The 20,543-nt window shown below is 67.5% G+C and carries 22 protein-coding genes and 1 pseudogene; 8 read left to right on the top strand and 15 right to left on the bottom strand.

The genetic code is table 11. The features are described 5' to 3' along the window. Positions 1 to 336: 336 nt before the first annotated feature. Both GA615_RS26325 and ybaK read right to left on the bottom strand, forming a co-directional pair. Positions 337 to 1,119 carry a class I SAM-dependent methyltransferase gene (locus GA615_RS26325; protein ID WP_152054336.1) on the bottom strand — a complete coding sequence of 261 codons (783 nt, stop codon included), beginning with the start codon at positions 1,117 to 1,119 and terminating at the stop codon, positions 337 to 339. A gap of 44 nt (positions 1,120 to 1,163) precedes the next feature. Next, entirely contained in the window at positions 1,164 to 1,649 is a 486-nt protein-coding gene (gene ybaK, locus GA615_RS26330; RefSeq protein ID WP_152054337.1) for a Cys-tRNA(Pro) deacylase, read from the bottom strand. Positions 1,650 to 1,789: 140 nt separating this feature from the next. Between ybaK and GA615_RS26335 the strand changes: the two genes are divergently transcribed. Both GA615_RS26335 and GA615_RS26340 read left to right on the top strand, forming a co-directional pair. After that, positions 1,790 to 2,614 (top strand): MBL fold metallo-hydrolase, encoded by an 825-nt coding sequence (locus GA615_RS26335; RefSeq protein ID WP_152054338.1) that lies wholly within the window; start codon positions 1,790 to 1,792, stop codon positions 2,612 to 2,614. Next, a complete protein-coding gene (locus GA615_RS26340; RefSeq protein WP_152054339.1) occupies positions 2,611 to 3,066 on the top strand; it encodes a ribosomal maturation YjgA family protein in 456 nt (151 codons plus the stop codon). Before GA615_RS26335 ends, GA615_RS26340 begins: the two co-directional genes overlap by 4 nt. A 52-nt stretch (positions 3,067 to 3,118) precedes the next feature. Here GA615_RS26340 and GA615_RS26345 read toward each other — a convergent pair whose 3' ends face one another. Continuing rightward, on the bottom strand, positions 3,119 to 4,060 hold the full coding sequence (locus tag GA615_RS26345; protein ID WP_152054340.1) for a carbon-nitrogen hydrolase family protein: 942 nt from the start codon (positions 4,058 to 4,060) through the stop codon (positions 3,119 to 3,121). 307 nt (positions 4,061 to 4,367) lie between these two features. Between GA615_RS26345 and GA615_RS26350 the strand changes: the two genes are divergently transcribed. Continuing rightward, positions 4,368 to 5,093 carry a hypothetical protein gene (locus GA615_RS26350; RefSeq protein WP_152054341.1) on the top strand — a complete coding sequence of 242 codons (726 nt, stop codon included), beginning with the start codon at positions 4,368 to 4,370 and terminating at the stop codon, positions 5,091 to 5,093. 122 nt (positions 5,094 to 5,215) lie between these two features. Here the strand turns inward: GA615_RS26350 and msrA are convergent, their stop codons facing one another. The 4 genes from msrA to GA615_RS26365 form a co-directional block, all read right to left on the bottom strand. Further along, positions 5,216 to 5,683, bottom strand: a complete 468-nt coding sequence (msrA, locus tag GA615_RS26355) for a peptide-methionine (S)-S-oxide reductase MsrA (RefSeq protein WP_152054342.1) — start codon at positions 5,681 to 5,683, stop codon at positions 5,216 to 5,218. A gap of 83 nt (positions 5,684 to 5,766) precedes the next feature. Continuing rightward, on the bottom strand, positions 5,767 to 6,078 hold the full coding sequence (locus GA615_RS26360) for a VOC family protein (protein WP_201750336.1): 312 nt from the start codon (positions 6,076 to 6,078) through the stop codon (positions 5,767 to 5,769). After that, a complete protein-coding gene (locus GA615_RS28515; RefSeq protein WP_261343977.1) occupies positions 6,078 to 6,200 on the bottom strand; it encodes a hypothetical protein in 123 nt (40 codons plus the stop codon). The genes GA615_RS26360 and GA615_RS28515 overlap by 1 nt, the downstream gene beginning before the upstream one ends. 2 nt (positions 6,201 to 6,202) lie before the next feature. Beyond that, positions 6,203 to 6,487, bottom strand: a complete 285-nt coding sequence (locus GA615_RS26365; RefSeq protein WP_201750337.1) for a hypothetical protein — start codon at positions 6,485 to 6,487, stop codon at positions 6,203 to 6,205. Between the two features lie 266 nt (positions 6,488 to 6,753). On the opposite strand from GA615_RS26365, the gene GA615_RS26370 reads away from it, so the two are divergent. After that, positions 6,754 to 7,230 carry a DUF1499 domain-containing protein gene (locus GA615_RS26370; protein WP_152054343.1) on the top strand — a complete coding sequence of 159 codons (477 nt, stop codon included), beginning with the start codon at positions 6,754 to 6,756 and terminating at the stop codon, positions 7,228 to 7,230. A 66-nt stretch (positions 7,231 to 7,296) separates the two neighbouring features. Here the strand turns inward: GA615_RS26370 and GA615_RS26375 are convergent, their stop codons facing one another. Beyond that, positions 7,297 to 7,911 (bottom strand): class I SAM-dependent methyltransferase, encoded by a 615-nt coding sequence (locus GA615_RS26375; RefSeq protein ID WP_152054344.1) that lies wholly within the window; start codon positions 7,909 to 7,911, stop codon positions 7,297 to 7,299. Between the two features lie 351 nt (positions 7,912 to 8,262). Further along, positions 8,263 to 9,663 (bottom strand): 3-keto-disaccharide hydrolase, encoded by a 1,401-nt coding sequence (locus GA615_RS26380; protein WP_152054345.1) that lies wholly within the window; start codon positions 9,661 to 9,663, stop codon positions 8,263 to 8,265. Between the two features lie 241 nt (positions 9,664 to 9,904). Between GA615_RS26380 and GA615_RS26385 the strand changes: the two genes are divergently transcribed. Further along, positions 9,905 to 10,648: a methyltransferase domain-containing protein gene (locus GA615_RS26385; RefSeq protein WP_449343059.1), complete on the top strand. Its 744-nt coding sequence runs from the start codon at positions 9,905 to 9,907 to the stop codon at positions 10,646 to 10,648. A 76-nt stretch (positions 10,649 to 10,724) separates the two neighbouring features. On the opposite strand, the gene GA615_RS26390 is transcribed toward GA615_RS26385, so the two are convergent. The 6 genes and pseudogenes from GA615_RS26390 to GA615_RS26415 form a co-directional block, all read right to left on the bottom strand. Continuing rightward, the gene (locus GA615_RS26390; protein WP_152054347.1) at positions 10,725 to 11,714 is read right to left on the bottom strand and encodes a DUF6807 domain-containing protein; all 990 of its coding nucleotides are present in this window, start codon (positions 11,712 to 11,714) and stop codon (positions 10,725 to 10,727) included. Between the two features lie 22 nt (positions 11,715 to 11,736). Beyond that, positions 11,737 to 13,014: an exo-alpha-sialidase gene (locus tag GA615_RS26395; RefSeq protein WP_152054348.1), complete on the bottom strand. Its 1,278-nt coding sequence runs from the start codon at positions 13,012 to 13,014 to the stop codon at positions 11,737 to 11,739. Positions 13,015 to 13,105: 91 nt separating this feature from the next. Further along, positions 13,106 to 13,507 (bottom strand): annotated as a pseudogene (locus tag GA615_RS26400) (DUF2293 domain-containing protein); the annotation flags it as partial. 49 nt (positions 13,508 to 13,556) lie between these two features. Next, complete coding sequence (locus tag GA615_RS26405; protein WP_152054349.1) at positions 13,557 to 13,955, bottom strand: hypothetical protein; 399 nt, start codon at positions 13,953 to 13,955, stop codon at positions 13,557 to 13,559. Positions 13,956 to 14,192: 237 nt separating this feature from the next. Further along, positions 14,193 to 14,438 (bottom strand): hypothetical protein, encoded by a 246-nt coding sequence (locus GA615_RS26410; RefSeq protein WP_152054350.1) that lies wholly within the window; start codon positions 14,436 to 14,438, stop codon positions 14,193 to 14,195. A 203-nt stretch (positions 14,439 to 14,641) separates the two neighbouring features. Then, the gene (locus GA615_RS26415; RefSeq protein WP_152054351.1) at positions 14,642 to 16,249 is read right to left on the bottom strand and encodes a sigma 54-interacting transcriptional regulator; all 1,608 of its coding nucleotides are present in this window, start codon (positions 16,247 to 16,249) and stop codon (positions 14,642 to 14,644) included. A 286-nt stretch (positions 16,250 to 16,535) separates the two neighbouring features. Between GA615_RS26415 and GA615_RS26420 the strand changes: the two genes are divergently transcribed. Genes GA615_RS26420 through GA615_RS26430 form a run of 3 tightly spaced genes read left to right on the top strand, consistent with a single transcriptional unit; the run spans position 16,536 to position 20,397 of the window. Continuing rightward, positions 16,536 to 17,609: a M28 family peptidase gene (locus GA615_RS26420; protein ID WP_201750338.1), complete on the top strand. Its 1,074-nt coding sequence runs from the start codon at positions 16,536 to 16,538 to the stop codon at positions 17,607 to 17,609. Then, positions 17,606 to 19,162 (top strand): M20 family peptidase, encoded by a 1,557-nt coding sequence (locus GA615_RS26425; RefSeq protein WP_152054352.1) that lies wholly within the window; start codon positions 17,606 to 17,608, stop codon positions 19,160 to 19,162. The genes GA615_RS26420 and GA615_RS26425 overlap by 4 nt, the downstream gene beginning before the upstream one ends. Next, a complete protein-coding gene (locus tag GA615_RS26430; RefSeq protein WP_152054353.1) occupies positions 19,159 to 20,397 on the top strand; it encodes a M24 family metallopeptidase in 1,239 nt (412 codons plus the stop codon). The genes GA615_RS26425 and GA615_RS26430 overlap by 4 nt, the downstream gene beginning before the upstream one ends. Positions 20,398 to 20,543: the final 146 nt, after the last annotated feature.

Raw genomic sequence — 20,543 nt, forward strand, 5'->3', positions numbered from 1 at the left:
TCCTATAGGAAAACGAAGTTGTTCGTCTCAAGTGGACAGGATCGGGTAATCTCAGCACATCCACCGACGACGAGCCGAGAGTCTAATCCAGTCTCACATCCGGATCAAAATGATGCGATTGCACGGTACGGAGCCGTGTTTTCTGACAGAAAGCTAGCCCGTCGGGTCGCCCGATCCGAATCGGCTGCGAGGGTCGTCGTCGAGGTGTAGCGAGTAGAGAGTCGTCCGGTCGGATGAAGCCGACCGGACGATCAGCTTCGGTGGATTACAAAGTTTGTACGATCGAGCAACCGGTGGGACGGGATTCCCGCCCTGTTGTCGTATGCCCGATCGACCTCAGCCGGGCTTCGTCGCCCTCGTGGCAATGAACGTGGCGATCCGCCCGGCGAGCGGCGAGTTCGGGTCCACGTCCTCGTAGAAGCCTGTCAGGGCGAACCCGGCGGCGACCTGCCCGCCGATCTGGTCCTCCAGGGTGTGCCCGAAGATCAGCGGCTCGTCCATTTCGGCGAGCCTCTGCCGCTGCTCGTCGTCGAGGCTCGTCAGGTCCGAATACGGGATCGAGTAGGCGACCCGGAACTCCCCCCGATCCAGGGCGGACTCGTCGAACAGGTAGAGCACCGGGTTGGTGAAGCCGGAGAGCAGCGATCCCCCCGGACGCAGCACCCGGAACGCCTCCCGCCAGTCGGGGCGCACGTCGGGGACGAAGCCGTTCGAGCAGGGGTGGACGACCAGGTCGAAGCGGTTGTCGGGGAAGGCGGACAGGTCGGCCATGTCGCCCCGGACGGTCTCGATCGTGAGCCCCTCCCGCTCGGCGACCATCCGGTCTCGGTCGAGTTGGGCGGGGCTGTTGTCCAGGACCGTGACGTTCGCCCCGGCGGCGGCGAGCACCGGTGTCTGCTGCCCGCCTCCGCCCGCCAGGCAGAGGACATCAAGCCCCCCGAGCGGCGGGAACCAGTCGACGGGGACGGGCTTGGAGGGCGTCAGGACGATCGACCAGTCGCCGCTGCGGGCCCGGGCGATCACCCCGGTGTCGACGGGGAGGGTCCAGCGGTTGCCCCGCTCGACCTGCCGGTCCCAGGCGATGCGGTTGTAGGAGAGGATGTCGTCCGGGTCGGTCATGAAGCGTTCCCCGATCTCCGACACACCTCATCGGTCGCCGGGTTTCACCGCTTGTCCTTGGCGATTGAGGCGACCTTGGCGCTCGTCACCCTGATGTAGTCGCCGGGTGCGAGCAGGACTTGCAGTCCCCGCACACCGGCCGAGATCGAGATGATCTCGAACAACTCGGCGGTCTCGTCCAGGAAGACCGGGTAGCTCTTCTTGCATGCCAGGGCGGTCACGCCGCCCCGGACGTAACCGGTCAGCGGCTCGACCTCCTTCAGCGGCACGGTGTCAATCTTCTTGTCGCCCGTTGCCTTCGCCAGGGCCTTCGGGTCAAGCTCGCAGTCGCCCGGCACGACGGCCAGGCAGACGCCGTGCTTGTCGCCACGGGCCACCAGCGTCTTGAACACCCGCTCGGGCGGCAGGCCGACCTTGCGGGCGACCGTCTCGGCGGCCAGGTTGTCGGGATCGACCTCGTACTCCCGAAGCTCGAACGGGATGCCCTGGCGCTCCAGCAGGCGGACGGCGTTGGTCTTGGGGACGGCCACGGCTCTCTTCCGACTTGGGGAACCATCGGGGGGCATCCGTCGCCGAGACCCCGGCGTCCGGCGATCTGGTAGGATACCACGGTGTGGGGCGGATCGCCTCGCCCTTGCCGGTCACGAGCCAGCCCCGGAGCACTCGACCGATGCCCCACTTCATCTGCACGACCTGCGGCACCCAGCACGCCGAGTCCCCGGAGCCGCCCGACCGCTGCCCGATCTGCGAGGACGAGCGCCAGTACATCGGCTGGCAGGGTCAGCAGTGGACCACCCTCGACCGACTCCGGGCCGACCACGAGAACCAGATCCGCACCGAGGAGCCGGGGCTGACGGGCCTCGGCACCACGCCGAAGTTCGGGATCGGGCAGCGGGCGCTGCTGGTCCGGTCGCCCGGCGGGAACCTCCTCTGGGACTGCGTCTCGCTGATCGACGAGGCGACGATCCGGGTGGTCAACGACCTGGGCGGGCTGTCGGCGATCGCAATCTCGCACCCGCATTATTACTCGTCGATGGTCGAGTGGAGCCGGGCCTTCGGCGGCGTCCCCATCTATCTGCATTCCGCCGACCGCCGGTGGGTCATGCGTCCCGATCCGGCGCTCGAATTCTGGGACGGGGAGACCAAAGCGCTCCACGACGGGATCACCCTGGTCCGCTGCGGCGGGCACTTCGAGGGCGGCACGGTCCTGCACTGGCCCGCCGGTGCCGACGAGAAGGGGGCATTGCTGTCCGGCGACATCCTCCAGGTCTGCATGGACCGCCGCCATGTCAGCTTCATGTCCAGCTATCCGAATTACATCCCGCTACCCGCCGAGGCGGTGCGAAGGGCGGTTGCCGCCGTCGAGCCGTTCGCCTTCGACCGCATCTACGGGTTCATGTTCGACCTGGCGATCCCCGAGGACGCCAAAGCTGCGGTCCACCGCTCGGCGGATCGTTATTTGCGGATGATCGGGGCGGGAGGGAACGGGCCATGAGCCCCGTGCCCTGGAGACGACCACCGATTTTGTGGATCGCCCTGTTCGCATTGACGATCGCCCTGGGCATCGGTTCCCGGCGCTTCGCTCCCCACCTGCCCGGCCTCGTGGCGACCTATGCCGGGGACACGCTCTGGGCGACGGCGGCGTTCCTGGGGCTCGGGCTGCTCCTGCCCGGGGCTGCCACGGGACGGGTCGCCTCGCTGGCGATGCTGGTCTCCGTCCTGGTCGAGGTCAGCCAGTTGTACCACGCCCCCTGGATCGACTCGATCCGCCGGACGACCCTCGGAGCGCTGCTGCTGGGGCACGGCTTCCTCTGGTCCGACCTGGTCTGTTATGCCGTCGGCGTCTGCCTGGGTGTGGGCGTCGAGGTCGTGGTCGGGGTCCTGCCGGGCAGGGAGGGTCGCCCCGCATCCGATCAGGGCAATCGGACGCAGGACCGCCGATCCTGAACGACTCGTGGCCGTGGCCTGGTCGGGCCCTGGCGTGCGGATTCGTGCGGCCTCAATACGAGGTCCGATCCTCCGAGCGGGGGTCGTCAACCGCCTCGCCGCTGTTCAGCTTGCCCCGCAGCGCATCGGGACGGAAGGGGCCGCTGGCGTCGTAGTAGGGCTCGTGGAGGTCCACGACGTTGACCATCACCCCCGGCTCGTCGGTCGGCAGCCTCGCCCCGACCAGCCCGTCGGGCGTGATGAACCGGCTCGGCCAACTCCTCGGGGCCGACGAGTTGTTGATCGAGACGAACATGTTGTTCACGCCGGCGTACGCCCGGGCCGTCACCGGCATGATCTCCGGGTGGATGCTCCCCGGCTTCTGCCGGGCGTTGTAGAACGAGTGCAGCATCAGCCGCACGCCGAGCTTGCTGTACTCCCGGTACAGTTCCGGGAAGCGGATGTCGTAGCAGATCAAGAGCCCGCACCGGACCCCGTCGACCTCGAAGGTGACGAAGTGGTCGCCCGGCGAGTAGTGCTCCAGGTCGCCGGCGGTGCAGAACCGCTTGTCGTAGCGGTCGACGATCCGGCCCTCGGGGTTGATGACGTAGAGGCTGTTGTGCGGCCGGTGGTCGCCGCCGAGCCGGTGGGTGCTGCCCAGGACGACCCAGACGCCCAGATCTCGGGCCGTCGCCAGGATCGCCTCGGTCTCCGAGTGCAGGGCGTCCCAGTCCAGGCCATCGATCGACGGCAGGTCGACCCCGGCGTAGCCGGACAGGGCGCACTCTGGGAAGTGGATCAGGTTGGCCCCCTCGTCGCTCGCCTGGCGCATCTGGGATCGGATCCACTCGCCGTTGGACCGGATGTCGTCCGAGACGGGGAACTGGCAGGTGGCGAGCCGGAGTACCCCGTCCGACTCGTCGGCGTCCTCCGCCCCGGCGGCGGGGACGCAGGACGCCAGGGTGGCGAGCACGGCGATCAGGGTCGTCGTCCGGGCGATTGGCGGTCGTTGCATGCGTCGGTTCCTCCTATGGGGTCCTCGGCGTCATGGGACCAGATCGTCGCCGCCCGTGCAAGAAGGGACGCCTCGGTGGGCGTTGCGTCGGGGCCATCAGCCTGACGACGCCCAAGCAGGGGCAATGCAGAGGTGTCGGGGCGACCGGCGACGTTGGACGGCATCCGCCAGGGCATCGGCCTCCGCCGGACAGGCCGACACGTCACGGTCGTTCCGGTACGATCGGAGCGGCCCCTGGAGGAGCGTCCTGAAGCGATGGACACCTTGACCGGGCGGCGAGGGAACGAGGGCAGGTGGAGCAAGGACAGTGCGGACAGCCGACGAATACCTCCTCGACCTCTCGGAGTCGCCGGAACCAATGCTCGCCAACCACGCCGGGCGGGTCTTCGATGCGGTCTGGCGGGTCGACTTCTCGGCCCCCGGCTTCTGCCTGATCGACCTGGGGCGTGGCGTCGGCTCGCACGACCTCCGGTCCCTGATGCTCCTGCTCAAGCGGCACTTGGACGGTGTCGCCGCCGATCGGGGCATCTCCCCGTTCCGCTTCCGATCGATGGGACGCTTCGACCAGCAAGAGACGACGAAGTTCCACCTGGACGGGGCTCCCGACAGGTCCCTGCTGATGCTGGGGTACGAGCCCTCGGTGGTCCACAGCCGCTTGTCCCTGGCCGACTACGCCCGTTGTGCATACGACCTGGGGATCGAGCCCCGGCGGTTCCTGGAAGAGTTCAACCCCATGTATCGCAAGGGGGAGGAACTACTCGCACCGCACCTCACCGAACTGCCTGAGCCCGCCGAGGGCCACTCCCGCATCCTGCTGATCAACAACAGTCGCTTGCCGTTCTCCGAGGCACGGACGAACCCGCTGGGCGTGCTGCACAAGGCCGAGATCATCGCCCCCGACGAGTCGGAGCGGCGGGTCGTCAACTCGATCATGCTCGTCGTGGCGGACGAGCCCGACTCGGAGGAGGTCGGTGAGGAGCAGCGTCGGGAATTCGCCACCACCGACCGGATCAGCGAGAAATTCCGGGCCTGACTGGCGAGGGTCGGGCTGGTTCGCTCCTCGGCCTGCCGATGGGCGGGGACATTCAGGATCAAGCCCGGCTCGAAGGCCGCCTCCAGGACCTCCCTCCACGGATCCCCGACCGTCCTCCGTCCTCAGATGTGGCACCCCGGGCCGCCGGTCTTCTGGAGGTACCGCTGGTGGTACTCCTCGGCCCGCCAGAACGTCGACGCCGGCACGATCTCCGTGGCGATCGGTTGCCCGAGACGACCGCTCGCCTGCAACTGCTCTTTCGACGCCTCAGCCGCCTTGCGCTGCTCTTCGTCGTGGTAGAAGATCGCCGAGCGGTACTGCGAGCCGAGGTCCCATCCCTGACCGTCCCGCTGGGTCGGGTCGTGGATCGACCAGAAGACCTCCAGCAGCCGATCGTAGCCGACCTGGTCCGGGTCGTAGTCGACCTGGACGACCTCGGCGTGCCCGGTCTGGTCGGTGCAGACCGCCTCGTAGGTCGGGCGCTCCGTGTGCCCGCCCGTGTAGCCGACCGCCGTGTCGGTGACCCCCGGTATCCGCCGGAATGCCTCCTCGACACCCCAGAAACATCCCGCCCCGAACGTCGCCTTCATGGTCGCCTCCCGGTTGATAGCAGCAAGTCCCGTCTTCCGAAAGTGTTTTAGGGGCAGGCGATCCGCCCGGCAAGGCAGGTGTGCTACCACCCGCCCGGCAGCCCCCAGAGCCCCGGCGTGATGAGTTCGACCGAGTTGCCGGACGGGTCCCGGAAGTAGATCGACCGTCCGCCCCGGGGCCATTCCACCTCCTGCTCGACGGCGACCCCATGGGCTTCGAGCCTCCGACGCCAGTCGTCCAGCTTGTCGGCACGGATGCCGAGGGCGAAGTGCCCCGGTCCCCTCGCACCGTGCGGAGGCAGCGTGTCGCCCTTGAGCGTCGTCACGGGATTGAACACGAGAAGGACACCGTCGCCGACCCGGAAGAAGACGTGCCGCCCCGCCTCCCGGCTCATCACCTCCAGACCCAGCACTCCCGGTAGAACACCTCGGCGACGTCCAGGTCGTCGACGTAGGCCGCCGTCTCGACGATCGCCTCGACCTTGGTCGGTTCGTTCATCCTCGCCTCGTCGGGCATGGTCAGCCTCCCCTCGACGACGCCGCTCCTTCCGCCCGGAACGCCGACTCGTCGCCCAGATGGAAGAAGAGCTTGCCGAAGAGCAGGTCGCCTTCTAGCACCGCCCATCCCCGCCCCATCGCCGGGTCCATCTCGTCGCTGCCCTCCCAGGACCACTCGATGCAGGGCTTGCCGTCCCGCACCCCCTCCCGAGAGTCGATGATGCCCTGGACGAGGCCGAACCGAAACTCGCCCCGCTGGTCGACCTCGAACTCGATGAAAGCTTCCTCCTCGTCGAGGTCGTCCACGTCCCAGGCGCTCATCGAGACGATGTGCCAGCGTCCCTCGAACGGCGACCTCGGCTTCGACTTCTTCTTCGTCATGATCAAGCCCCCGGCTCCCGAGTCGTCGCCCGGATGAGCAAACACGCCTCTGCCCCGGGCCCGTGGTCCGTCCGGTGGGAGAAGGGTATCCTGGTCCGAGGGCCTCCGGCGACCGTCACGCCCTTCGATGATCTCTCGCAAGAGCATCGACCCTACCCTCCGTCCAGCCTCCCCTCGGACATGCATCTCCGATGACCCGAACCCGCAAGCTCGCCCAGGTCCTCGCCCTCATCGTCCCGATCGCCGTCCTGATCGTCTACCGCATCCTGCCCTCGAAGTCCCCAGCCAACCTCGGTGTCGAGGACGGTCGCCTGGCAGGCTGTCCCGACTCCCCCAACTGCGTCTCATCGCAGTCCGACGACCCCGAGCACCGGGTCGAGCCCCTCCCGCTCCGTGGGTCGGCGTCGGAGGCGCTCGGTCGGCTCAAGTCGGTCCTGGAAGCGATGCCCCGGACGAGGATCGTCGACGAGCGGAACGGCTACCTCCATGCCGAGGCGACCAGCCTGGTGTTCGGGTTCATCGACGACCTGGAGTTCCTGGTGGATGAGGACGAGCAGGTCATCCACGTCCGCTCGGCGTCCCGAGTCGGGCACTCGGACCTCGGCGTGAACCGGGATCGGGTCGAGCGGATCAGGGAGGCGTATGGACAGTCTGGCGGGGGCGAGTGACCGAGGCGGGGTGATTTCCTCATTGTCATCCATCGAGAACTTTGGTCCTGCTCGATCGATCGCCGATCACTTCCTCGCCACTCCCCGATACATCGATCCGAGCAGTCGGGGCGTCCCCTCCAGGAGGAACCGTTCGACCTCCACCTCCCGGAACGGCTGCCCCCGGACGACCGCCTCCACGTCCAGGTCAAGCCGGCAGCCGTCCGCAAGCACCCGCTGGATCGGGGTCAGCCGATGCTGCCAGCGTCGGACACACGGGTCGTCGTTCAGCCCGTGCTCCAGGAACAGGAAGCGACCGCCGGGCTTCAGCACCCGGTAGACCTCGGACAGCGCCCGCCGAACATCCGGGATGCTGCACAGCGTCCAGGTCGACACCACGCAGTCGAAGCGATCGTCTTCGAACGGCAGGCTTTCCGCCACGGCGAGACGATGGTCGACCTCCACCGTGCTGCGGGCGATCCTCTTCCGACCGATGCGACCCATCCCCTCGCCGGGGTCGACGGCGGAAAGCCGTCGGACGTGCTCGGGATAGTGCTCCAAATTCAGCCCCGTGCCGAAGCCGATCTCCAGGACCTCGCCAACCACGTCGACGAGGAGTTCGGAGCGGAGCCGGGCCATCTCGGGACGCCGCATCGCCCGATCGCAGAGGCGGGGGAAGATGTGCCGGGAGTAGATACCCATGGTTTGCCCAACTCTTCAGCGAGATGGTTTGGGATCGATGGGAGTTCGTCGCTCCAATGATCCATCCTCCAGGGCAGCCAGAACCGTGCCGACGGCGGCCCGGTCGGTCTTCGGGATCAGGCCGAGGGCGGAGGTCGGCGAGGTCGGCCCGGTGCGCTCGTCGGATCTCCGTCATGCGTCTCCGCCTGGCTGGGTCAGTCCGTTCGACCCGGATACGATCCTTGGCGGGAAAGGTGAGGCGATCGTGACCGGCCCGGTCTCCACCCCTCGGCGGGTCTCATCAGCCGACCGCCGAACGTCGTCCCGACGATCCGTTTCGACACGCACGAACGTCGAGCTTCAAGAGGCGGCTCAATCCGCATCGGGCGTCCTCGGCCTGTCCCGCCCCTGGGGAGCGACCTTGCGAGCATCGGATGGTATGGCCGCCTGCTCGGGCGTGATCAGGGGCAGGTCGTCCGGCAGGTGCTTCAGGGAGAAGTTCCGATACTGGATCGTCATCGGCGGGCCGACGTGGACCTGGACCGCCAGCACGCCTTCGAGCGACCGTCCCCGATCGTCCAGGTCGATCACCTCCACCGTCGGGTGCCCGTCGATCCAGTGCCGGTGCCGGTTCCCCTCGACCACGACCCGGTACTCGTGCCACTGGCCCGGCTCGAACGCCTTGAGCGGGAACTCGCCCACGACCCAGGGCTGCCCCTCGGTGTCGATGACGACCTGCTCCCCGGTGTGGGCCAGGATGCGGCGACCCCGCTCCTCGTAGAGCATGCCGTCGTAGTCGGGCCGGTTGGACACCACGTCGCATTGGTAGCCGGTGACGACCCACTCGCCCAGGTCGGGCCGCTCGGCCCCCCGATACTGGATGCCGCTGTTGCCGCGGGGCGAGACCTTCACCATGACCCTCAGTTCGAAGTTCCGGAGGGTGCCGCCCCGCCAGACGAGGAAGCGGTTGTAATCCAGCGAGCCGTCGGCCCTACCCGTCAGGCAGCCGTCCTCGACCGACCAGTATGCGGGGCTGCCCTCCCAGCCGGACAGGTCTCGCCCGTTGAAGACCGATTCGAAGCCCTCGGGGGGCGTCGGCCCGCCCGGCTCCTCCCCCGGCCCCAGTTCCCGGATGCGGATGTTCCGCCAGCGGACCCGATACGGCCCCTCATCCTTCGGGATGCCGTGGACCTGGAGTCCGATGAAGCCCCGATCGTCCAGGTCGTCGGTGAAGTCCGAGGCGGCGACCCCGTTGACCCACGATCGGTAGCGGTCGCCCTGCACGACGATCCGGTAGCGGTTCCAGCCGCCGTCCTCGAAGGCGTCTTCCGCCTCCGGATTAATCTCGGCGAGCCATTGCCCCCTGCGTCCCTCGTCGTAGAAGCGGCCCGCCGTGCCGGTCTCGTTCCGGGCGACCTCGCACTGCGGGCCGTAGACCACGCCGGGCCGCTCCGAGCCCTCGCCATAGACATGGCTGCGGACCTGCACGCCCGAGTTGAGCCGGGGGTCGTCGAGCTTGACCTCGAACTCCAGCTCGAAGTCGGCATAGTCGCCTTTGCAGAGGAACGTGTTGGGGCTGCCCTCGACGGTGGTGCCGACGATCGCCCCGTCCTCGACCTCGTAGGTGGCGAAGCCGCCCCGCACGGTCCAGCTGTCGAGCGACTCGCCGTCGAAGAGCGAGACCCAGCCGCCCTCGTCCTGGGCCTGGGTGGTGAGCGGGAGGATCAGGGCGATCAGGAGGGCGGGCAGGATGGGCGAAGGATGCAGACGCATGTGGAGGGTCTCCGATCGGTTCGACGCCGGGGAGGCATGGCGGTGCCGTGACCCCGGAGTTGCGGGGACATCGGGCGACCCGTCTCCTCCGGCGTGCGAGCGGGCGAGTGGGATCGTGCCGTCGGCCTTCGCCCCTGGATGGCGGGAGGCCGACCGGGGACGATTCTCGCCCCGCCTGTCGTCGGGGTCAAAGGGTCGGTATCCTTGGAGATGGAGAAGCTCTGAGAACGGAGGACCGACGATGACTCCCCCTGATGACCTGCCGGACGACCTCCGTTCCTCGATCCTCGACCGCTTCGGCAAGGTCGCCACGGACCCCGATCGGGAAGAGCGGTTCCCGGTCGGACCCGAGAGCGCCAAGGCCCTTGGCTACGACGCTGCCGAGGTTGATGCTCTGCCGCCCTCGTTGACCGAGTCGTTCTGCGGCGTGGGCAACCCGTTCTCCCTGGGCGAGCCCGAGCTCCGTCAGACCGTCCTGGACCTGGGATGCGGGGCGGGCTTCGACACGCTGCTGGCGGCACGCCGGGTCGGGGCGTCCGGCAGGGCGATCGGCGTGGACATGACGCCCGGGATGGTCGCCAAGGCTCGGAGGAACGCCGAGGCCCTCGGCACGGCGAATGCCGAGTTCCTGCTGGCCGGGATCGAACGACTGCCGCTGCCCGATAAGTCGGTCGACCTGGTCATCTCCAATGGCGTGTTCAATCTCTGCCCCGAGAAGCTTGCGGTCCTGGCCGAGGTCGTCCGGGTCCTGAAGCCCGGCGGTCGGCTCCAGATGGCCGACATCCTGCTGGAGCCGCACGTCACGCCAGAGCAGGCGGCGAGCAAGGGCTCCTGGTCCGACTGAATCGCCGGGGCGATCTGGGAGCGGTCGCTCCTGGGGATGCTGGCGGACGCCGGGTTCGTGGAGGCCGTGGTCCACGGCTGGACCGGCTACCGGACCTCGTCGTGTACGCAGGGGGCCTTGATCTTGGCAAGGAGGGCATGACGGCGGCAGGCTCGTGCCCTTTGAGACGGTTTTGGATCGGTTTGGCCACTGAGGCAACCCGACCTCGGGGGTTGGATCACCCGCCGTGGCCGATCTGCCCCAGGAAGTCCCGGTAGGCCGCATCCGGGTCGGGCTCGCCGTCGAAGGCCAGGATGCCGAACCTCAGCCGCAAGGTCTCGCCCGCCTCGACGATCACCCGGCTCGGCTCGCCCCCGGTGAAGGCGTTGCGCCCGAACGGGTTGGCCACGAGCAGGCCGTAGTCCCGGGCGTGGTACCACGGGCGGCGGAAGTTGCCGGGGTCGGGCATCAGCAGCAGGCCGACCCGCTTGCCGTCAATCTCCCCGGCGTAGGAGCACCAGTCGGCCTGCGCACCCCAGACCTGGGCCTCGTTGACTCTCCCCTCGCTGTCGGTGATCCGCCCGCCGTTGACCACCGCCAATTGAGTAGCGAGCCGGACCCCCAGGCCCATCTCCTCCTGGTCGCCGAAGGCGAGGGCGCCGCCCATGGGGCGGAACTCCGAGTCCCAGACCAGCAGCGTGCCGGCGGGCCGGACCAGGATCTCCAGCCGGCAGACCTCCTCGGCGATGACCTCGCCGTCCTTGAGGTAGCGATTCCGGACGGCGAAGCGGCCCCGGCCCGGCCCGCCCTGCGGTTCCTCGACGAGCCCGGCGTGCCGGATGGGCTCTCTGTTCCGCCAGGAGTCTGCCCCATTAAGGTCGCCGAAGGCCAGCCAGAGCCCGGGATGGAACGTCGGGTGGTCGTCGATATCCACGCCCTCGACCGGCGGGTTGGTGCGGGTGACCTGCAACCCGCCGGGAGTGCGGAGGTGCTCCAGGAACGGGCGAGGGATCTGGCCTTGATCGAAGAGATAGGTGGCGAAGGGCTCCCCGCCGATGGTGATCCGGAGGCCGTTGGGAAGCCCCTCGAAGGCGACGGCGGGCGCCTCGGTGTCGGATTCGGCCTGAGCGATCTCCTCAGGCTCCGGGTCGTCGTCGAACCATGCCAATCCCGGCATGACGAGCAGGGCAAGCGTCTGCAACAGCATCAAGCGCCAGCGGACGGTCATGGTGTGGCTCCTCGGCGGGGGATCAAGTCGGCGCCAGGCGATTCGGACGGCACCAGCGGACCCGGGCCAGAAGCGTGTCGCCCCGCCATCCGTCCTCCGGCAGGGTTTCGCCCACGGTTACCCAGGACTCCTCCGGGGTGGCGGCGACCGTGTGGAAGTTGCCCATGCGGGCCACGTGCGTCGGGTCGTCGATCCCGTCGCCGAGCAGCGGCAGGACGACCCGCTCCGACGACCGGATCAGCCGCAAGCGGTCCCGGTCCACCTCGGAGACATACAAGGGTGCCCGCCAGCGCATGACGTTGACGTTCGCCTCATCCCTGCGGGTGTAGACCAGGAACAGCCCGTCCGAGTGCGGCAGCCAGTGCTGCTGGGTGGTGGACATGACCAGCGGCTCGCCGTCGTCCCAGCACCAGGGCCGCTGCGGTTCCCAGCGCAGACCGTCGTCGGAGACGGAGACGTAGCCCCGGTCGTCCTCGGCCCGGATCGTCAGGTAGAAGCGTCCCTCCAGGCGGGCCAGCGAGGGCTCCAGCAGACCCCGACCACTCGTATCGACCAGTTCGGAGCCCACGTCCCGGATGCGGAGATCCCTGCCATCGAACGAGCAGCGCACGGTCGTGACCGAGCGGTGGGTGCGGCCCTCGGGTCCGAAAGACAGCGGGACGAGCACGTCGCCGTCGTCGAGGGCCACCCGCTGCGAGCAGCCGCAGGTATAGATCGCCGAGCCCCGAGGATCGTCCCACTCCAGCCGCCTGGGCTCCGACCAGTGCCCATCCGGGGATCTGACGACAGAGACGGGCCATCGCCTCCGCTGGGGCCGGGCCAGGACGCCGCCCTCGTAGTAGACGTTGTGCCCGATGGCCAGGACGGAGTTCGTCTGCGCATGGTACTCGGGCACCACGTCGCAGACGCCCACCTCCCAACCGTCGCCAAGGTCCCGTCGCCCCAGCCCCGGGATCGGATCCGGCGGGTTCCAACTGCGGCCCAGGTCCGGGGAGGTCGTCCAGTGGACCGGCCCGAACACGTCGGAGCCGCCGATGGACTGGAGGGTCATCAGGGCGACGGGGCCGTCGGCGGCGGGGACCATGCAGGGTCGGGGGTGGAACCACGTCGTCCCTCCCCGGCGCCCGGGAAAGATGACCTCCCGCCCGATGCCGGCGATCAGGCCACCGCCATCTCGGTCGTCGCCATCGCCCCCGGAGGCCGGCAGGTGGACGGCACCACCCGCCGCAAGGGAGGAGACGAGGCCGATCCCCGTGCCCAGGAAGCGGCGACGGTCGAGGAACTCGATGGAGCTTGCCATGACGGATGCCTCATGCAATCGGGCTGACGAGGGTCCAGGGCCTCCGGGACATCCCGGCCGACGCCGATTGTCCCCCTCGCCGGACCCGCCGTCAAACCGCCGGTGTCCGCACGGTGGGTTCCGAGGCCGGGCGGCCGCCATCTTGCCGATCCCGGGTCTCGGAAGCTGCGACGCCGAGCGCCACCCTGAGCGGGCATCCTTCTCCCGCCGGCTCCCCCCGCCGGTATCGGCCCAGCAACTCCTGGGACCGCCGGGCGAGCATCCGCCGGACCTCCCGCCGCTTCCCCTTGACCCGGGGGATCGCCATCGAGTCATATGCGGTGGTCCGGTGCCGCATCCAGGCGATCACGGCCGCCTCGGCCCGCTGCTCGACGGGGATTCGACTGGTCCTGGCCACGGTGCCGCTGCCGACGGGAGTTGCATGCTCGGTGACGGCACGGGCGAGGCGATCGGCAAGGTCAGCATGGGCCGGGTGGAATGCAAGGAAGGCCAGTCGCTGGGCTACATGTCACCTGCCGAGTACGAACGAGCCGGATAAACCGTTAACTCGGCGCCCGCCATCCGTGGGGAAGTCCATGATGTTCGGGCGGGTTGTCCAGCGCCGCCTTGAGATCGACCTCGACGGTGTGCCGGTAGAGGAAGAGGACTGGGTAGTCCAGTTCGTGCGGCTCATACTCCGATAGGGCTTGCTTCAGAAGCTCGTCCGCCGCCAACTTGTAGGCCCTCGCAACCTGGGGCAGATCACGGCAGGCCATCCCCCCCATAAGTGCCCCGTGCCGCCACGTCTCGTCCATCTCCTCGGACGGCTCCTGAAAGATCGGGCTGTTCAGCCGGGCGAGTTTGAGCAGTGGCTCGTCGTACTGCCGACCGCTGTTGAGAGCATAGTGAACGGCGTCCTCGTCGTTTCCCAACTCCAAATGCTCGGCGACGACTGCCAGCACTCTTAAGTCGGCTTCGGAAAACTGACGCTCCCGGCCCTTGGCAGGTCGAGCGGTGAGGCTCAGATACTCGGCGAACTACTCCGCCCATCGCTTCACCTTATTTCGGTCAACGCCCAGGAGACGAGACACTTCCGAAACCGTCGCCATAGCCTCCAATCTCCTCACCGTGGGTTTCTTTCAAGGATCGAAACATCTTACGAAGGCAGAGGTCCAAGATCGTTACAACCGGCACAATCTCTATCTGATCAGGTCCGATCGCCCGAGCGCCTGGGCGAGGTTCTTGAGGTGCTGGCGGACCGCCTGGGGGTCGTCCAGGTCCCGGGACTGGACGACGATCACCGTGTCGCCGTCGAGTTCGAGCATGCCTCGGAGCAGCTGGTCCCGCCGGGCCGTCTTCGGATCGCCGTGCAGCCCCCGGCTCATGCCGTCGAGGTAGACGGCGACTCTGCTCGGCTCGTGGAGCCAGTCCGGCTCGGTGGACAAGACGATCCGCTGTCGGCAGGCCCCCGCCGGGAACTGGCGGTCTTGCAGCAACCGCTGGAGCCGGGCCTGGCCGGCTCTGTCCGAGGCGATCCGGGCTGGGATCAGAGGACTTGAAAACGGTCCGGGAGGTGATGATCGAGGCGGGTTGCTTTTGAAAACGTGCCCCGTTCCGGGAGACGCAGCCAACGCCTCGAATGTCGAGGTTATTGATCCGCCCGGGATCGGATTTGATCAAGAAATGCCCGATCGAGGCGGGAGCGGACGACTCGCCAATCGACCCCGAGGCGGCGCCCTGCCTCCTTGTAATTCGCTCCCGTCCGGTGGTAGGCCATCGCGAAGTAACGGCCGACCAGGTCATCGCTTGAGAGCGAGGCCTCTCGGACCTGATCGAGGTACTGTTCGACCGGCCCGCGGTTGCCGGCCTGGGCCGTCGGCAAAGGGGGCCGATACGAGCCACGGACCATGACGTTCCGGACGCATCGGCTGAGCTCTCGAACGTTGCCGGGCCAGGAATAGTCTCGCAGGTTCTTCTCGATCCAATCGACGACCTCCCGGGTCAGCGCATCGGCTTCCAGGGCCAGTCGCTCGGCCTCGGACGACCCGTCAGGCCCGGGGCTCAGCTCGCCGAGGAGTTCGCTGGCGAGGAACCGGACCAGTTCCGTCAGCTCCTGGCTTCTTCGATCGGGGTCGGCCAGTTGATCGGCAAGCGAAGGGGTCGTGATGTGGTCGTCGCAGAGGCGGTGGAAGAAATCTTCGCGGAATCGTCCGTCTCGCATCGCGGCGCTGAGGTCCCGATTCGTCGCGGCAATGATCTTACCGTGGAATTCCCGGGGCCGGGTCGTCGTCTCGCCTACCCGCACGAAGCGCCGGTCCTGGAGAACGCGGAGCAGCTTGACCTGAATCGCCTCGGCGAGCTCGCCGATCTCATCCAGGAACACCGTGTCGTCGGGGCCAGAGCATTGCTCCAGCCACCCCTTGCGATCAATGGCCCCGCTGAAGGCACCCTTGACGTGGCCGAACAGCTCCGATTCGATCAAGGTCGGGCTGAAGGCAGACAGGTTCAGCGGCGTATAGTCTGATCGGTTGAATCGCCGGGACTCTTCATCAAAGGCAAGATAGCGCGACCGACCGATCGCCTGGGCCACAAGCTCCTTTCCGCTGCCTGAAGGGCCCGTAATCAGGGTCGTGATCGGGGCCATCCGGTCGTGAAGGAATCGCGTGTAGCGGCGCATGTCTCGGGTGAAGATGGAGTCCCAGGCCGCCGCCCGGAGCCTGGCGGCCGGCATCGAGCCGCCAATGATCTTCTGGAAGATGTGCGCGAACGCCCGCTCGATCTGATAGAAACCGGCGAAGATCACCGCCGGGTTGTGAGCCGAAGGGAGCCGCCTCCCCGGAATGCGAAGCAGCCGCTCGAACTCGCCTTGAAACTCCTTCCAGAACCCGACGGGATCACCCTCCCGATCCCGCATCACCAGGCCGTCGAAGGCGCTCATGTGATGGCTGTAGAGCAGGTAGAGGGCGAGGTCCTCGTAGAGGAGGAGTTCCTCTTCTGAAGCCGATTGGCCCTGCACCAGGCGAGAACGCATCTCCTCGACGAGCGTCTCGGCGCGCCTCCTCAGCAGGAGGACATTCGGGAACAACCGCTCGATCGGCACTCCCGGTCGGGCCCAGATGACCGAGCCGACCTCGACGAACGCATCTCCCAGCGCCTGTCGCTCCAGTTCCAGGCGATCGGGCAGGAACGGGTTGCAATAGCCGATCCCGGCAATCGCTCCGGCGATCCGATTCTCCGCCGGGCTGAGAAGGGCCATCGACGAGACTCCTGAAATCGACGAGCAGACGACAATTAATGTTGGAACCGTGCAAAAAATGTCGCGCTTCTTCAAGCCCCCTCAACCCGACCGAGTCGACACGGTCTCCCGAACCTTTTTGGAGAAAACGATTTGGAATTTCGCATCGTCCGCGGCACGCAAGTTGGATTATGACAAGTCACTGGTTCGACCACTCCCTTTGATCACGCCGTCCCGGCATTCCTGAGGGCACCGAGCCGGGGCAGGCCCATATGCACCCGAGCCCCCCGATCGAGGAACCAGGAAAATGACGCGACGCCCCGCTTTCGCCCGTCGCGTGCGGATCACTGCAGGCATCATGACCCTGGCCCTTCTGGGGGCCGCGATCGGGAGCTATTCCGCCATGATTCGGATGCCAGGCCGGAGTCATCGGGGGCCGCTGCCGCCTCTCGATCAGGAGCAGGAGTCCCTGCGAGCGATGCTCGCGCGATCCGTCGATCTCCTTGCCGTCGAGATTGGCGGCAGGTCGCTGGACGGCAACCAGGAGGGGCTGGCCAGGGCAGCAGATGCTCTCGGCGACGAACTGTCGAGGTTCGGGTACGAGGTCGAGCGTCAGTCGTTCGAGGTCCGGGGGCGGAGTTGCTCGAACCTGATCGTCGAGATCCCAGGCTCCCGGAAGCCCGACGAGATCGTGGTCGTCGGGGCCCATTACGACTCGTGCGGCGACGCCCCGGCGGCCAACGACAACGCCTCCGGAGTCGCGGCAACGCTCGCCCTCGCCCATTCCTTCGCCGCGAAGCGGTCGGTGGCGGACCGCACCCTTCGCTTCGTGCTGTTCACCAACGAAGAGCCACCGTTCTTCCAAACCGAAACGATGGGCAGCCGGGTCTACGCCCGGAGATGCCGAGCGCGGGGCGAGGCGGTCGTCGCCATGCTTTGCCTGGAGACAATCGGCTTCTACTCCGATGAGCCCGGGAGCCAGCAGTACCCGTTCCCGCTGAGCGCCTTCTATCCGTCCCGGGGAAACTTCATCGGGTTCGTGGGGGATCTCGCCTCGCGAAAGCTGGTCAGGCGCGTCGTCGGGTCGTTCCGATCGCACGCGGCCTTCCCCTCCGAGGGCACGGCCTTACCGGGAGGCCTTCCGGGCGTCGGCTGGTCCGATCACTGGTCGTTCTGGCAGGAGGGCTATCCCGCCGTGATGGTGACCGACACCGCGCCCTTCCGCTATCCCCAGTATCACACTCCCGAAGACACACCAGACAAGCTCGACTTCGACCGCATGGCCCGGGTCGTCGCCGGCCTCGATCGCGTAATCGCCGACCTGATCGCGAACCCTTCGGACCCAGACTTCAACTCGCAGGCAACGGAGACCGCCAAATGACGTCGATTGATCAATCCCGAAGGCCGGTTGGCTGGACCCGGCAATGGCTCCGCCGAGGTGGAGTCGGCATGGCGGGGATGGTCCTCACGCTGCCGACCATCCTCGCTGTCAACACGCTCGGGTTTCGCAGCAAGCAACTCGACATTCCTCCGGCCGATCGGATCGAGCCCCTGGAAGGTTTCGCGGAGCGGCTGGGGAACGCCATTCGGCTCCGGACGGTCGCCCCGGGGGAGAGGGAGCCGTTCGATCCCACGCCCTTCGACGCGATGGCCGACCTTCTGGCCGAGTCGTTCCCCAAGGTCCACGAGCGGCTTGATCGGCAGGTCTTCGGCGGGCACAGCCTGCTCTACCGATGGCAAGGGACCGACCCGACCCAACGGCCAATCTTGCTCATGTCCCATCTCGACGTGGTTCCGGTCGAGGACGGGACCGAGGACGACTGGACCCATCCCCCGTACTCAGGGACGATCGCCGACGGCTTCATCTGGGGCCGAGGGGCCCTGGACGTGAAGTGCGGTGCGCTCGGGATGCTGGAGGCCGTCGAGCGGCTCCTGATCGACGACTTCCGGCCGGCATGCGACGTCTATCTCGCATTCGGCCACGACGAGGAGGTCGGCGGCCTGGAAGGGAATCGCGTGATCGCCCAGGCGCTGCAGGAACAAGGCGTCCGCTTCCGATTCGTTCTGGACGAGGGGGGTGGGCTGACCGAGGGAATCATCGACGGGATCAACGCGCCCGTAGCCTTTGTCGGGATTGCCGAGAAGGGGAATGCTCTGCTCGACCTGGTGGCAACGGGCGGTGGGCATTCCTCGATGCCTCCGCGACAGACGGCCGTCGGCCGGCTCGCCTCGGGGATCGCTCGCCTGGAGGCCAACCCCTTTGCCCCTCGGCTCGACGGTGCCACCGGCGCGATGCTCGACCACCTCGGGCCCGAGATGCCCTGGCCCCGCCGCGCGGCGATCGCCAACCGCTGGCTGACCGGGGGGCTGATCGCGGCTCAGTTCTCGAACGAGCCCTCGTTGAACGCGCTGATCCGCACCACCACCGCGGTCACGGTGTTCCGGGGCGGCGAGACCGGCAATTCGCTCCCTGGGCGTGCCGAAGCCCGAATCAACGTCCGCTTGCGGCCTGGAGATTCGGCAGAGGCTGTCCGGGATCGCATCATGACGCTGGTCGGCGACGACGAGGTGAATATCGAGCGGTGGGACGTCGGCTCGGAGGCCTCGGCCGTCTCGTCAACCGCGTCGCCGTCCTTCAAGCTGCTGCATCGGACGATCGCCGAGGTCTACCCCGGCTCGATCGTGGCGCCGGGCCTTTCGATGGTCGCGACCGATTCGAGGCATTACGCGGCGATCGCCGACGACATCTACCGCTTTCTGCCGCTACGGGTGACGGGCGACGACCTGGAGCGGATTCACGGCACCGACGAACGGATCGGCGTGGAGGACTACGCCGCCCTCATCGGATTCCTCGCCAGACTGATCCGGAATGCGGCGGCCGAGGTCGATCAGGACGGGAGCGCCACGAAGGCCGGCGGAGAGATCGAGCGATGACTCAGATCACCGTTGACGAATATCGCGAGCGGATGGAACGCCTCGGCGACGCGGTCAAGAGCGCCGGCCTCGACCTCTTCCTGGTCTCCTCGTTCGACAGCATCTACTACCTGACCGGGGCGGGCTTCGAGCCGCTCGAACGACCGTTCTTCCTGCTCGTCGGCCCGGGGCGAGACCGCAAGCCGGAATTGATCGTCCCCCGGCTCGACGAGCGCCACATGCGCAAGGCGAGCCACCTTGTCGGGACCATTCACACCTATCGCGAATACCCGGCGCCCGAGGGGAGGCGATGGATCGACGAACTCTTGCAACGGATCGGCCCGGCCCGTCGGATTGGCATCGAGCCCTCGCTCGCCCGGGGGCTCTCGGACGAGATCGCCGACCGAGAGGTGATCGCCGTGCCGCTGGTCGAGCAACTCCGAGCCGTCAAGACTCCGGCAGAGATTGCGATGATCCGCCGGGCGGCCCGATACGCCGACCTCGCCGTTGGCCGACTCCTGGACGCCTCCTATCGAGGGGCAACGGCCGCGGCCTGCTACGCCCGGACCGGGGGACTCACGAAGACGATCATCCGGGAGCAGAATCCGTTTGAGCCGCTGACGACTCGCGTCCTGATGGCAACCTGGCCCGCGCCGAGGAGCGCGCAGCCGCACTCGGTCCCCGACCTCAACGACCGGCTCGGCCCGGGGGCACACGTCGCCCTGGCCTTCCTTCGGGTCAACGGCTACGCCGCCGAATGCGAGCGGACCTACTTCACGGTCCCGCCCGACGCCGAGTCGCGAGGTGTCTTCCGAGCGATGAACGAGGCTCGGCACCTGGTCTTCCGATCGATCCGCCCCGGTCTATCTTGCGGAGAGCTGGATGCCATGGTCTCCGAGTTCCTCCGGGCCAGAGGATTTGAAGGCGAGGACTGCCGACTTCACCGACTCGGACACGGAATCGGCCTGGGCAACCACGAGGCCCCCTGGCTCGCGGAAGGCTCCGAGGACGAGCTGGGCGAGAACATGGTCGTCAGCGTCGAGCCCGGCATTTATGTATCGCCCGGGTCCTCACCCGGGGGCGGCTTTCGGCACTCCGATACTGTTCTGGTGACGGCGGATGGCTGCGAGCGTCTCACACGATTCACCGACGACCTGGACGAGCTGATTGTTCGGGGCTGGAGGCCGCTCGCCCGACTGAACAGCGCGATGGTCTCCGGAGCCCTCGACCTGCGCGGGAAACGCCCCCAGCCCTGAAACGATATCTTAGCGATCCCCTTTTGACGGAGACCGATGATGGCCTGATCGAGGACCGATCGGGAGCCCTTGGCCCGAGACCGCTTGTGGCTCGACCGCTTGGCTGATAGAGTCGGGCTGTTCAACAACTGTTCGTCTCTTCCCAG

This window comes from Tautonia marina, assembly GCF_009177065.1.
Taxonomy (GTDB): Bacteria; Planctomycetota; Planctomycetia; order Isosphaerales; family Isosphaeraceae; genus Tautonia; species Tautonia marina.